The sequence below is a fragment of the Microbacterium gilvum genome (assembly GCF_039543865.1).
GTDB lineage: Bacteria > Actinomycetota > Actinomycetes > Actinomycetales > Microbacteriaceae > Microbacterium > Microbacterium gilvum.
The window spans coordinates 523,638-536,747 of record NZ_BAABKO010000002.1 but is presented as its reverse complement, the minus strand read 5'-3'; the positions used below and the strand labels follow the sequence as shown (position 1 = coordinate 536,747).

The following is a 13,110-nucleotide window of genomic DNA, read 5'->3' as shown; positions in this document are numbered from 1 at the left end:
CCATGACACTCGACATCACCACCGCGACCGTCGTCGACCATCCGCTCGCCCTGCTCGACGCGTCGGAGATCGACGCGACACGTGAGATCCTGCGCGACGCGGGGCTCGTGACCGTCACGACCCGGTTCGCCCACGTCACGCTCGAGGAGGCTCCCAAGGCCGAGCTCCTCGCCTGGGCGCCCGGCGAGGCGATCACCCGCCGCGTGACCGCCATGCTCGTCGACCGGGCGACGGGCGAGGGCACGGTCGCGACGGTCGACGTGACCGCCGGCGAGGTCGTCGCGTCGCGCACGATCGACCCCGAGACCGAGGGGCAGGCGGCCATCCTCGACGAGGAGTTCGCAGAGATCGAGGGATGGCTGCTCGAAAGCGCCGAGTGGTGCGCGGCTCTCGAGCGGCGCGGCATCGACCCCTCGGCCGTGCGCGCGGGCCCCCTCTCGCCCGGCAACTTCGGACGCCCGGAGGAGTCGTCGCGGCGGATGGCGCGCGTCATCGGGTTCCTGCAGCTCGATCCTCAGGATCTCGCGTGGGGCCATCCGATCGACGGGCTCGTGGCGCACGTCGACCTCATCACGCACGAGGTGTTCGAGGTCGTCGACCACGAGGAGTACGCCGTGCCGATGGAGCGGTCGGAGTGGGATGCGGCGCCGCACGGCGACGGCGTCGCGCGCACCGACCTCACCGCGATCGAGATCACGCAGCCCGACGGGCCGTCGTTCCAGGTCGACGGCAACCGCATCACGTGGGCCGACTGGGAGTTCCGGTTCGGCTTCGATCCGCGCGAGGGCCTGGTGCTGCATCAGCTCGGGTTCCGCGACGGCGAGCGGCTGCGGCCCATCGTGCACAGGGCGTCGGTCGCCGACATGCTCGTGCCGTACGGCGACCCGCAGCCGGCGCGGCGCTGGATCAACTACTTCGACGCCGCCGAGTACATCTTCGGGCGGTACGCGAACTCGCTCGAGCTGGGGTGCGACTGCCTCGGCGAGATCACGTACTTCGACGTCACGGTGGCCGACGAGCTCGGGCGGCCCCGGGTCATCCCGAACGCGATCTGCCTGCACGAGGAGGACGACGGCGTGCTGTGGAAGCACAACGCCGACCTCTTCAACGGCATGACCGAGACGCGGCGCGGGCGGCGGCTCGTCATCTCGTTCTTCGTGACGATCGGCAACTACGACTACGGGTTCTACTGGCACCTGTCGCTCGACGGCACGATCCGGCTGGAGGCGAAGGCGACGGGCATCGTCTTCACGTCGGCGTATCCCGGCGGCGAGTACCCCTACGCGACGGAGATGGCGCCGGGCCTCGGCGCCCCCGTGCACCAGCACCTGTTCTCGGCGCGGCTCGACATGGCGGTGGACGGCCAGGCGAACGCCGTCGACGAGGTCGACGTCGTTCGGGTGCCGGTCGGGCCCGACAACGTCTTCGGCAACGCGTTCGCGCAGCGGAAGACGCGGCTCGCGTCGGAGTCGCAGGCGCAGCGGATGGCCGACAACCTCGTCGACCGGCACTGGATCGTCACGAGCACCGAGGCCGAGAACCGGCTCGGCCGGCCGACGGGGTACGCGCTGTATCCCGAGGGCAAGCCCGTGCTGCTGGCCGATCCGTCGAGCGCGATCGCTCATCGCGGCGCGTACGCCACGAAGCACCTGTGGGTGACGCAGTACGCGGCGGAGGAGCGGTGGCCGACGGGCGAGATCGTGAACCAGAGCCCGTCGACGGGGGCGCCGTCGGGGCTCCCGTCCTACGTCGCGGCCGATCGTCCGCTCGACGGCGAAGACATCGTGCTCTGGCACACGTTCGGGCTGACGCACTTCCCGCGCATCGAGGACTGGCCCGTCATGCCCGTCGACCGCACCGGGTTCACGCTCAAGCCGGTCGGGTTCTTCGACCGCAACCCCGCGCTGAACGCACCCGTGTCGGCGTCGGCGCACTGCGCGACGGGAGGGCCGGCGACGGGCGCTTCATCCGCGCCGTGCCCGCACTGCACGACGGGCCAGGGCGCCTGCACCTGCGGGCACTGACGAGATGCTGCTCGCCCATCTCGCGATGATCGTCCCGGGGGCGGTGTGCGTGGCCTGCGCGGCCACCGCCCGCCCCCGGGCGTCGGTCTCGGCGGTGATCGCCTCGCTCGCGATGCTCGCCGCCATGGTCGGGATGGCCGCGGGCGCGGCGCCGTTCGCCTGGGCCGTCGCTCTCGTCGTTCTCGCGCTCGCGGCCGCCGTCGCGACACGGGTGCGGCGGGGGCGCGGCCGTGCGGTGGACCTGCACCGCCCCGTCGGGCTCGTCGTCATGGCGCTGCTGCTGGCGACGTCGGCAGGGGCGGGTGACGCGGCGGGCTCGGGTGCCGTGGGGGATGGCCATGCACACGGCGGCGCATCGGCGTCCGCCGCGGCCGTCGTGATCGCGCTCGTCTACGGCGTCGCGCTCGTCGTGCAGACGGCGCGCGGCCTGACCCGCGCGCCGCGGCGGCACACGCTCGAGCGCGCCGCGATGGCCGTCATGACCGCGGGGATGATCGGGATGGCGGGGATGGGGATGGCGGGGTGAAGGGGAACGCCCCTACCGTTCGCCGTCCTCCGCGAGCTCGTCGACGACGAGCTCGTCGGTGTCGACCGTGCCGTTCCGATAGGCCTGGCGACCCACCATGTGCGCCGACAGCGGCGCCGTCGCCATCTGGATGACGACGATCGGCACGAGGGTCGCGAACGCCGACCACGACCGCAGCGACAGCGCCACCGCGACGGCGATGAGCAGCAGGCCGAGCACCTGAGGCTTCGTCGCGGCGTGCAGGCGCGTCGTCACGTCGTGGAACCGCAGCAGGCCGATGCCGGCCGTGAGGCACAGCAGCGCGCCGATCAGCACGAGAACGAGCGCGACGGCGTCGAGCGTCTCATCGATCGTCATCGGTCCTGCTCCTTCCGTGCGACGAACCGGGCGACCGCGATCGACCCGAACACGCCGACCGCCGCGATGATGAGCATGATCGGCAGCGTGCGCGTGTGGTGGTTGACGACGGCCTCCGCGCCGAGCGCGCACAGCACCATCGTGAGCAACACGTCGCTCGCGACGGCCCGATCCAGGATCGACGGGCCCGTGACCATCCGGATGATCGTGAGCGCCGCGGCGACCGCGAACACCGCGATGATGGCGATGACGAGGATGTTCACCGTCCTCCCCCTTCCTGCGTCTGCCGCTCGGCGTACGGCGCGGCACCCGAGCGGATGAGCGCGAGCGCGGCCCGCGAGCCGACCGCGCGCACGGCGCGCTCCTCCCACCGCTGCACACTGCGCCGCTGGCGATCGACGTCGGCGGTGTCGCGCACCCCGATGACGTGGAGGTAGAGCACCCGGTTCTCCCGATCGGCCTCCACGACGAGCGATCCGGGGATGAGCGACGCCGCGACGGCGGTGTGCGTCATGACGAGGTCGTCGTCGACACGCAGCGGCACGCGGATGATCGCGGTTCCGGGCAGGCCGGGAGACACCGTCTGCCACGCCACCGTGAGCGCACCGCGCACGAGCTCGACGAGGAAGATCGCGACGAACACGAGCCCGTACCAGAGGTTCACACGACCCGACAGCTCCGCGGCCGGGAGGCGGAAGACGCTCGTGACGAAGACGGCCATGACGATGCCCGTCACCGCCGCGAGCACCGTGAACTGCCCCCACAGGAGCATCCACAGCACGACGAGCCACACGAAGAAGGGCAGCTGCACCCAGACCCGGCGGAGGGCGCCGCGGCGCGTGTCAGGGCTCATGACGTCTCCTCCGCGGTCTCGAGCTCGACGAGGTGCACGGGCTGCAGCAGCGACTGCCCGATGCTCTCGCACACGGCGTAGAGCGGGCCGGCGAACACCGTGAGACCCACGGTGACCGCGACCATCCCCACCGTCGCCGTCGTCATGATGCGGGGGATGACCCGCCGCCCCGACTGCTCGCCCGCAGCGGGCGCGTCGGCGAGGTGCGAGATGCGCGCCTCCGTCTCGGAGGAGTCCTCCTCCTCGCGCCAGAACGCGAGGTTCCACGCGCGCATGAGCGCGTAGAGCGTGAGGAGCGACGTGATGATGCCCGCCGCGATCGCGGCGTACATGATGGGCGTGCCCACCTGCGCGGCCGCCTCGAAGAGCGCGAACTTGCCGATGAAGCCCGAGAAGGGCGGCAGGCCGCCGAGGTTGAGGGCGGGGATGAAGTACAGCGCGGCGAGCAGCGGAGCCGCCGCGAACAGGCCCTTGACCTTGAGGATCGACGTAGAGCCCGCGCGCCGCTCGATGAGGCCCACCGCGAGGAACAGCGTCGTCTGCACGACGATGTGGTGGACCATGTAGTAGATCGTCGCGCCGATCGCGGCCTCGGTCGCGATCGCGAGGCCGAAGATCATGTACCCGACGTGGCTCACGAGCGTGAACGACAGGATGCGCTTCAGCTCGGCCTGCGCGACGGCGCCCAGGATGCCCACCACCATCGTCGCGATCGACACGATCAGCAGCAGCATGTTGATGTCGGAGTCGGCGAACAGCTGCGTCTCGGTGCGGATGAGCGCGTAGACGCCCACCTTCGTCAGCAGACCCGCGAACACCGCCGTGACGGGAGCCGGCGCGGTCGGGTACGAGTCGGGCAGCCAGAACGACAGCGGGAAGACGGCCGCCTTGATGGCGAACGCGAGCACGAGCAGCACGTGCAGCACGAGCTGCACCTCCGACGGCAGCTCGACCATCCGCTCGGCGATCTGCGCCATGTTGACCGTTCCGAGCGCGCCGTAGAGCACCGCGATCGCGGAGAGGAACAGGATCGACGACACGAGCGACACGACGATGTAGACGACGCCCGAGCGGATGCGCGCCTTCGTGCCGCCGAGCGTGATGAGCACGTACGACGCCACGAGCAGGATCTCGAACCCGACGTAGAGGTTGAAGAGGTCGCCCGCGATGAACGCGTTGAAGATGCCCGCCGCGAGGATCAGGTACGACGGGTGGAAGATCGACACCGGCGTCTCGTCGTCGCCGTCGGCGGCCCCCTGGCCGACCGAGAAGAGCAGCACCGCGAGCAGCACGACGCTCGACACGGCGACGAGCAGCGCGGCCAGACGATCGACGTACAGGACGATGCCGAACGGCAGCGGCCATCCGCCCACCGAGACCGCGAGCGGCGTGCCCTGGTCGACGACCACGAGCAGGAACGCCGCCAGCACGAACGTCAGGCTGAGGGTCGCGATCGACACGGCGACCTGCGCGCGACGACGGCGGCTGAAGATGAGCGTCACGGCGGCGCCCAGAAGCGGCATCGCGACGAGGAGGGGCACGAGGTTGCTCATCGGCTGTCCCCTCCCTCGTCGTCGTATTCTCCGGTCGGCATGTCCACGGGGGCGTCGTCCCGCAACCCGGGCGCATCCGCCGCGTGGAGCAGGGTGATGGGCGACGCGGCGACGCCCACGAAGTCGGTGACCGACTCGTCGCCCGTCTCGGCGTCCTCCTCCTCGTCCTCGAGCACGTCCTCGGTCTCGATGGCCCGCTCGCGCAGCGACCGGTCCTCCTCGTCGTCCTCGACCGTGTCGGCGCGGCCCAGCTGCCAGGAGCGGTAGATGAGCGCGAGCAGGAACGCGCTCACGGCGAACGTGATGACGATGGCCGTGAGCATGAGGGCCTGCGGCAGCGGATCGCTCTGCCGCCCGTCGTCACCGTAGAACGGCGAGACGCCCGGGTAGCCCATGACCGTGAGGAGCAGCAGGTTCGTGGCGTTGCCGAGCAGCAGGAAGCCGATGAGCACGCGGGTCAGGCTGCGCTCGAGCATGGCGTAGACGCCGGCCGCGTACAGCGCGGCCATGATGACGATGAGGGTGGTCGAGACGGTCACCGCACGGCCCTCCTCTCCGCCGAGTCCTTCTCCTCGCGCAGCTGGCGGTCGACCTCGGCGCCGAGGCTGCGCAGCACGTCGAGCACGAGGCCGATGACGACGAGGTAGACGCCGACGTCGAAGATCGTCGACGTGACGAACTCGACGTGGCCGACGAGGGGCAGCTCCGCCTCCCAGATGCCGCGGGTCAGCGGGTCGACGCCGAAGAGCAGCGGCACGACGGCCGTGCCGACCGCGAGCACGAGGCCCGCGCCGAGCAGCTGCCCTGCGTCGCGCGGCGCGGCGGCGCCCAGCTCGTAGCGTCCGCCCGCGATGTACCGCATGACCAGGGCCATCCCGGCGACGAGGCCGCCCGCGAACCCGCCGCCCGGCAGGTTGTGGCCCGCGAAGAGCAGGTACAGCGAGACGACGATGATCGTGTGGAAGAGGATGCGGACGATCACCTCGAGGAGGATCGACCGCGACTCTCGGCTCATCTTCTGGCCTCCCACGAGCCACGCGCGGGGGCGGTCGCGGTTCTCGGCGGTCTGCAGGCGGATGCCCTCGGTCGTCTCGACGAGCGGCCTGCGGCGCGCGGCGCGGCGGGCGGCCTTCGGCAGCCGCTTCGTCATGCGCTCGAGCGTGTTGTCGGACCGGTGCGTGACGAAGACGAGCGAGGCGACTCCCGTGGCGGCGAGCACGAGGACCGACAGCTCACCCATCGTGTCCCATCCGCGCAGGTCGACGAGCGCGACGTTGACGATGTTGCGGCCGTGCCCGATCTCGTAGGCGAGCTCGGCCCACGCGACCGACACCGGCTCGTGGATGCGCGCGCTCGAGGCGACGACGGCGACGAACGCCATCGTCACGCCCACGGCGATGGCGAGCACGGCGCGGGCGACAGGGGCGACCGACTCGTTGTGGCTGCCCATGCGCGACGGCAGCCGCCGCAGCACGAGCGCGAACGCGATGAGCGTCACCGACTCCACGAGCACCTGCGTGAGCGCGAGGTCGGGTGCGCCCTCGACGGCGAACAGCACGATCATCCCGAGGCCCGTCACCGAGACGAGCACGACACCCGTGTACCGCTTGCGCGCGCGCACCGCGAGGATGCCCGCGGCGATCATGAGCGGAGCCATCGCGAGCTGCACCGGGTGCTGCCACGCGTCGAGCGCGATGCGCCAGTCGGGGCTCGCGAGGAGGACCGAGCCCTCGGCCGCGACGAACACGACGAAGATCGTGCCGACGTAGACGGGCAGCGAGCCCCGCTGGGTGAGCGACGTGACGGAGACCGACAGCCGGTCGATGCCGCGCGTCACAAGGTAGTAGACGTCTCCGGCCTGGAACCGGAGGATGCGGCCGGTGAGGTCCCATCCCGTCGCCCGGACGAGCCAGAACACGCCCACCCCGCCGACGATCGTCAGCAGCGACAGGAGCAGCGCGGGCTCGAGGCCGTGCCAGAGCGCCAGGTGGTAGTGGCCCTCGCCGGGAGCCGTGTCGGCGTAGCCCGCCAGCACCGAGTCGAGCAGCGGCGACACGATGCCCCCCGCGAGAGCGAGCGAGGCGAGCACGAGCGGCGCCGACAGGAAGCCGATCGGCGGATCGGGCCAGTACGTCGGCTCGCGCCGCTCCCCTGCGGCGTCGCGCTTTGTCCAGAACGCGCCCCAGACGAACCGCAGGCCGTAGGCGAGCGTGAGCGCCGACCCCGCGACGATGCCCACGAGGGCCGCGAGGGCCCATCCGTCGCCCTCGCCCACGAGGTCGAGGAGCGCCGTGAACGCCGCCTCCTTCGCGACGAAGCCGAGCGTGGGCGGCAGGCCGGCCATCGTCGCAATGGCGACCATCGACAGCGCGGCCATCGTGGGAGCCTGCCGGCCGACCCCGGACAGATCGCGGATGTCGCGCGTGGACAGCTGGCGGTCGATGACGCCGACGACGAGGAAGAGCGCCGACTTGAACAGCGCGTGGCTGAGGAGCAGCGCGATCCCGGCGAGCGCCATGTCGCGCGTCCCGTACGCGATGACGACGGAGATGAACCCGAGCTGGCTCACCGTCCCGAAGGCGAGGATGCGCTTCAGGTCCGTCTCGCGCAGCGCCTGGTAGCCGCCGAGCAGCATCGTGAGGATGCCCAGGGTGACGATCACGGGACGCCACGGCCCCGCCTCCGCGAAGGCGGGGGAGAACCGCGCGAGCAGGTAGATGCCCGCCTTCACCATGGCGGCGGCGTGCAGGTACGCGCTCACCGGCGTCGGCGCGGCCATGGCGCCGGGCAGCCAGAAGTGGAAGGGGAACAGCGCCGACTTGCTGATGGCCCCGACGAGCAGCAGCACCAGCGCGACGTCGACGACGACGCCGGTCGGCGGAGCGGCGAGGATGGCCGCGATGCTCGTCGTCCCGGCCGTCACGACGAGCATGACGACGCCGACGAACATCACGAGACCGCCGAGGGTCGTGACGAGCAGCGCCTGCAGGGCGGCACGTCGGCTCGCGGCACGCGTGTGGTAGTGCCCGATGAGGAGGTACGAGAGGATGCTCGTCACCTCCCAGAACATGACGAGCATGACGGCGTCGTCGGTCAGCACGAGGCCGTACATCGCTCCCGCGAACGCGAGGAGGACGGCCGAGAACCGGCCGAGTCCTGCGGTCTTCCCGCGGAAGTAGACCCGGCAGTACAGCATGACGAGGGCGCCGACGCCGGTGACGACGAGCGTCATCACCCAGCTGAGCGTGTCCATCCGCATCGACAGCTCGATGCCGAGGGGATCGATCCAGGTGTATGTCTCGAAGGGAATGACCCCGTCGACGACGTCGGGCGAGACGGCGAGCGCGTGCACGAGCGCGGCGATCGGGAAGAGCGCCGAGACCCAGAAGACGCGGGCTCCCAGCCACCGTGCGAGGACGGGGAGGAGAAGCGCTCCGACCGCGAACAGCGCGAGGAGAACGATCATGGGCATCTCCTCTGGCTCGTCGAGACGGCGGGTCAGGTTGCGGCGGTGTCCCCATCCTACCCGTGCACTTCCTGTGAAGGCCCGGATCGCCCGAGGATGCCTCCGGCGGCATAGGAGCGCGGACCGTCGTCGCGGCTAGGCTCGTCCGGTGCGCCTCGTCATCGCCCGCTGCTCCGTGGACTACACGGGCCGCCTCAACGCCCATCTGCCGCTCGCGACCCGCGTGCTCATGCACAAGGGAGACGGCAGCCTGCTCATCCACTCGGACGGCGGCTCGTACAAGCCCCTCAACTGGATGAGCCCGCCCTGCCGCCTCGACGTCGTCGCACCCGACGACGAGCTCGTCGCGGCCGGCGTCGTGGAGGTGTGGAAGGTGACGCATCAGAAGACGGGCGACGCGCTCACCGTCCGCATCCACGAGGTGCTGAGCGATGCGCGGCACGACCTCGGGGTCGACCCCGGGCTCATCAAGGACGGCGTCGAGGCCGACCTGCAGCGCCTCCTCGCGGAGCAGGTCGAGCTCATCTCGGAGGGCGCGACGCTCGTGCGCCGCGAGTTCCCCACGGCGATCGGCCCCGTCGACCTGCTCGTGCGCGACGCCGACGGCATCGCGATCGCCGTCGAGGTGAAGCGCCGCGGCGACATCGACGGCGTCGAGCAGCTCACGCGCTACCTCGAGCTGCTCGGGCGCGACCCGCACCTCGCTCCCGTGCAGGGCGTGTTCGCCGCACAGGAGATCAAGCCGCAGGCGCGCGTGCTCGCCGAGGACCGCGGCATTCGCTGCCTCACTCTCGACTACGACGAGATGAAGGGCATCGAGTCGGGCGTCCCGCGGCTGTTCTGAGCCGCCCCGGGGTCCCGGCTCCGTCGTCCTCTCCTCTCCTCCCCTCTCGCCCGGGTCCCGCCCGGGTCCCGCCCGGGTCCCGCCTGGGTCCCGCCCGGGTCCCGCCCGAGTCGCCCCTCGCGCCCAGGTCGCACTTCCCGGCCCCAAACGGCCACCTCAGGACCGAAACCGCCACCCGGACGAGACACCACCTCGCCCAGGTCGCAGTCCGCGGCCCCAAACAGCCACCTCAAGACCGAAACCGCCACCCGGACGAGACACCACCTCGCCCAGGTCGCAGTCCGAGGCCCCAAACAGCCACCTCAAGACCGAAACCGCCACCCGGACGAGACACCGAGACGCCGCGCCGGCCGCGCCCCCGAGAGCCGCCGGAGCCGCCGGAGCCGACGCCGCGTGAGGGCGGGCTACGCCCGAGCGATCCGCACCGTCACGAGCTCGAAGGGCCGCAGGTCGAGCGCGAGCGCGTCGGCCGGCTGCGCGCCGAGCGCGCGCTCCAGCAGGTCGGTGCGCACCGCGCCCGCTGCGGCGAACCCCGTCTCGAGGCGGGCGGATGCGCGCCCGCCTCGTGCCTCGTAGAGCCGCACGACGACATCCCCCGAGCCGTCCTCGGCGAGCTTGACGGCCTCGACGAGCACCGACGGCGACCCCTCCACGCGCACGAGGGGTTCGACCGGGCCTCCGCGCCGCACGCGCCCCGGCAGGTTGAGGCGGTATCCCTCGCCCGCCGCGTCCAGCACGCCGCCCGCCGACAGCGAGTGGCGGAACACGTGCACACCCACGTCGGCCGCGGGATCGGGGAAGACGGGCGCGCGCAGCAGCGACTCCCTCACCCGGGTCGCGGCGCCGCCGCCCTGCCGGGCGATGCGCGTGACATCGTGCCCGTAGACGCGGTCGTTGGCGATCGTGACCCCGAACCCCGGCTCGTCGACGTGCAGCCAGCGGTGCGCGACGGTCTCGAAGCGCGCGGCGTCCCACGACGTGTTCGCGGCCACCGGGCGGCGGATGTGCCCGAACTGGATCTCCGAGGCCGCGGTGTCGGCGAGCACGTCGACGTCGAAGGCGAGTTTCAGGAGCTTCTGCCGCTCCCGCCAGTCGACCGTCGTCTCGATGTCGAGCGCGCGGCCATCCGGGGAGAGCGCGAGCCGCTGCGTCACGGACGAGTCGCCCACGGAGCGCACCACCACCACGGCGTCGCCCTCGATCCGGAGCGACTCCACCCGCGCCGCGGGCAGGGGCGTGCGGTTGAAGTGGTGGTCGATGTCCCACGCGTCCCACTGCGTCGGGGTGTCGCGGAACAGCTGCAGCACGTTGCCTCGCCCGCCCGGCGGCACGATCTCCCGCCCGTCGGCCGCGAACGAGACGATCTCGCCCCGCTCGTCGACGACGACGCGCACGTGCTCGCCCTCGATCACCGCGCCGTCCGCCCCCGCCGAGACCTCTGCCGAGCCCACCGTCGAGCCCACCGCCGAGCCCCCCGCCGAGCCCCCCGCAGCCTGCGTCGAGCCCTCGCCCGCGCCCGCCGTCGCGACCCGGGAGGCGGCGCGACCCGCAGCCGGCCCCGCCCCGAGCGCCGGCGCCCCGCCGAGCGCGACGGGTGCCGCGTTGAACACGACGTCGTCGCCGCCGTCGCCCGCAAGCGCGTCGAGGGCGGCCGCGATGATCCCCTCGAGCTCGCGCGCCACACGGGCGTGGCTCTCTTCGGCCTGCTGGTGCACCCATGCGATCGACGAGCCGGGAAGAATGTCGTGGAACTGCAGCAGCAGCACCGTCTCCCACGCCGAGCGGATGGCCTCTGCCGGGTAGGGCGCGCCCGTGCGGACGGCCGCGGTCGCGGCCCACAGCTCCGCCTCGCGGAGCAGGTGCTCGCTGCGCCTGTTGCCGGCCTTCGTGCCGGCCTGCGAGGTGTAGGTGCCGCGGTGGAACTCGAGGTAGAGCTCACCCGACCACGTCGCGGGCGACGGGTGCTCGGCGCGCACCTGGGCGAAGAAGGCGTCGGGGCGGGTCAGCTCGACGCGCGGCGACCCGTCGAGGTCGGCCTTGCGATGCGCGGTCTCGATCATCTCGCGCGTCGGGCCGCCGCCGCCGTCGCCGAATCCGAAGGGCACGAGCGACAGGTCGCTGAGCCCGCGCTCGGCGTTCTGGCGCTCGGCGCGGGCGAGGTCCTCCGCGCCGAGGTCGGAGTTGTAGGTGTCGACGGGCGGGAAGTGCGTGAACACGCGCGTGCCGTCGATCCCCTCCCAGTGGAAGGTGTGGTGCGGCATGACGTTCGTCTCGTTCCACGAGATCTTCTGCGTGAGGAAGTTCTCCGACGCCGATGCCGCGACGATCTGCGGAAGCGCACCCGAGTACCCGAACGAGTCGGGCAGCCACACCTCCGTCGTCTCGACGCCGAGCTCGCGCAGGAAGAAGCCCTTGCCCGCGACGAACTGCCGCGCGAGGGCCTCCCCGCCCGGCATGTTCGTATCCGACTCCACCCACATGCCGCCCACGGGCGCCCAGCGGCCCTCGGCGACGCGCTCGCGGATGCGGGCGAACACGTCGGGATAGTGCTCCTTCATCCACGCGTACTGCTGCGCCGACGAGGCGGCGAAGACGAAGTCGGGATGGCGGTCCATGAGGTCGAGCACGTTCGAGAACGTGCGGGCGCACTTGCGGATGGTCTCGCGCACGGGCCAGAGCCAGGCCGAGTCGATGTGCGCATGCCCGACGGCGGCGACGCGGTGCGCCGACCCCGACGCGGACACCGCGAGCGCGGGCGCGAGCGCGTCGCGCGCCGCCTGCGCGGACCCGGCGACGTCGTCGGGGTCGAGCACGTCGGATGCCCGCTCCAGCGCGCGCAGGATGCCCGCTCGCCGGGGCGAGCGCTCCGGCAGGACCGCGAGCAGCCCCTCGAGCACGGACCAGTCGCGTTCGAGGGCGGCCGCGGCGAGGTCGCGCAGCGCGAGCCAGACGCCGCGCAGGACGTAGATCGGCGCGTCCCCCGCCGTCGCGGGGTCGCCGAGCGGGGTCGGGCGGAACGACCAGTCCGATCCGACGTCGGGGTTGGAGGCCGCCTCGATGAAGAGGTCGAACGCGTCGCCGTCGACGGCGACCCAGTCGTTGAGCGGCTCGATGCCCTTCACGATGCGCCCGTCGGGCGTGCGCACGAGCGCCTCGGCCTGGAAGCCGGGCTGCCCGCCCGTGAACCCGAGGTCGACGACGAGCTCGACCGCGTGCGTGCCCGCTGCCGCGAGCGCACGCCAGGCGGCCGGCACCTCGCCGCGCACCCGCATCCAGGTCGTGCCCCACGGGCGGCCCCAGGGCGTGCCAGCGGCGAGCGGCGCGTACGCGGCGTCCCGCGCCTCGGCGAACGGCACCGGCTCCCCCGGCGCCTCCCACGCGACGATGTCGACGGGCATCCGCTCGGCGCGGACGGCCGGCGCGATGCGGTCGCGGAAGGTGCGGGTGATCCTCCTCGAGACGAGGACGGAGTCGTCGTGCATGACGG

At 72.1% G+C, this 13,110-nt stretch carries 10 protein-coding genes; 3 read left to right on the top strand and 7 right to left on the bottom strand.

The window, feature by feature from the left end; all coding sequences use genetic code 11:
• Positions 1–2: 2 nt before the first annotated feature.
• Together ABD998_RS08335 and ABD998_RS08330 are read left to right on the top strand one after the other, a co-directional pair.
• Complete coding sequence (locus ABD998_RS08335) at positions 3–2,024, top strand: primary-amine oxidase (protein ID WP_345437941.1); 2,022 nt, start codon at positions 3–5, stop codon at positions 2,022–2,024.
• 4 nt (positions 2,025–2,028) lie between these two features.
• Complete coding sequence (locus ABD998_RS08330; protein WP_345437940.1) at positions 2,029–2,550, top strand: hypothetical protein; 522 nt, start codon at positions 2,029–2,031, stop codon at positions 2,548–2,550.
• Between the two features lie 12 nt (positions 2,551–2,562).
• Here the strand turns inward: ABD998_RS08330 and mnhG are convergent, their stop codons facing one another.
• Genes mnhG through ABD998_RS08300 form a run of 6 tightly spaced genes read right to left on the bottom strand, consistent with a single transcriptional unit; the run spans position 2,563 to position 8,779 of the window.
• Complete coding sequence (gene mnhG, locus ABD998_RS08325) at positions 2,563–2,907, bottom strand: monovalent cation/H(+) antiporter subunit G (RefSeq protein ID WP_345437938.1); 345 nt, start codon at positions 2,905–2,907, stop codon at positions 2,563–2,565.
• A complete protein-coding gene (locus ABD998_RS08320; RefSeq protein ID WP_345437936.1) occupies positions 2,904–3,170 on the bottom strand; it encodes a monovalent cation/H+ antiporter complex subunit F in 267 nt (88 codons plus the stop codon). Before ABD998_RS08320 ends, mnhG begins: the two co-directional genes overlap by 4 nt.
• Positions 3,167–3,760 carry a Na+/H+ antiporter subunit E gene (locus ABD998_RS08315; RefSeq protein ID WP_345437934.1) on the bottom strand — a complete coding sequence of 198 codons (594 nt, stop codon included), beginning with the start codon at positions 3,758–3,760 and terminating at the stop codon, positions 3,167–3,169. Before ABD998_RS08315 ends, ABD998_RS08320 begins: the two co-directional genes overlap by 4 nt.
• Complete coding sequence (locus ABD998_RS08310) at positions 3,757–5,313, bottom strand: Na+/H+ antiporter subunit D (protein ID WP_345437932.1); 1,557 nt, start codon at positions 5,311–5,313, stop codon at positions 3,757–3,759. Before ABD998_RS08310 ends, ABD998_RS08315 begins: the two co-directional genes overlap by 4 nt.
• Complete coding sequence (locus tag ABD998_RS08305; RefSeq protein ID WP_345437930.1) at positions 5,310–5,852, bottom strand: Na(+)/H(+) antiporter subunit C; 543 nt, start codon at positions 5,850–5,852, stop codon at positions 5,310–5,312. The genes ABD998_RS08310 and ABD998_RS08305 overlap by 4 nt, the downstream gene beginning before the upstream one ends.
• The gene (locus tag ABD998_RS08300; protein WP_345437928.1) at positions 5,849–8,779 is read right to left on the bottom strand and encodes a Na+/H+ antiporter subunit A; all 2,931 of its coding nucleotides are present in this window, start codon (positions 8,777–8,779) and stop codon (positions 5,849–5,851) included. The genes ABD998_RS08305 and ABD998_RS08300 overlap by 4 nt, the downstream gene beginning before the upstream one ends.
• 148 nt (positions 8,780–8,927) lie before the next feature.
• On the opposite strand from ABD998_RS08300, the gene nucS reads away from it, so the two are divergent.
• Positions 8,928–9,623 (top strand): endonuclease NucS, encoded by a 696-nt coding sequence (gene nucS, locus ABD998_RS08295; RefSeq protein WP_345437926.1) that lies wholly within the window; start codon positions 8,928–8,930, stop codon positions 9,621–9,623.
• A 404-nt stretch (positions 9,624–10,027) separates the two neighbouring features.
• Here the strand turns inward: nucS and ABD998_RS08290 are convergent, their stop codons facing one another.
• Positions 10,028–13,105, bottom strand: coding sequence for an alpha-mannosidase (locus ABD998_RS08290; RefSeq protein ID WP_345437924.1), 3,078 nt, complete (start codon positions 13,103–13,105; stop codon positions 10,028–10,030).
• Between the last annotated feature and the right edge of the window lie 5 nt (positions 13,106–13,110).

Coding starts and splice junctions, on each gene's coding strand:
- mnhG (WP_345437938.1), bottom strand. CDS start 2,907: ATGACGATCGATGAGACGCTCGACGCCGTCGCGCTCGTTCTCGTGCTG.
- ABD998_RS08315 (WP_345437934.1), bottom strand. CDS start 3,760: ATGAGCCCTGACACGCGCCGCGGCGCCCTCCGCCGGGTCTGGGTGCAG.
- ABD998_RS08290 (WP_345437924.1), bottom strand. CDS start 13,105: ATGCACGACGACTCCGTCCTCGTCTCGAGGAGGATCACCCGCACCTTC.
- ABD998_RS08310 (WP_345437932.1), bottom strand. CDS start 5,313: ATGAGCAACCTCGTGCCCCTCCTCGTCGCGATGCCGCTTCTGGGCGCC.
- ABD998_RS08335 (WP_345437941.1), top strand. CDS start 3: ATGACACTCGACATCACCACCGCGACCGTCGTCGACCATCCGCTCGCC.
- ABD998_RS08330 (WP_345437940.1), top strand. CDS start 2,029: ATGCTGCTCGCCCATCTCGCGATGATCGTCCCGGGGGCGGTGTGCGTG.
- ABD998_RS08300 (WP_345437928.1), bottom strand. CDS start 8,779: ATGATCGTTCTCCTCGCGCTGTTCGCGGTCGGAGCGCTTCTCCTCCCC.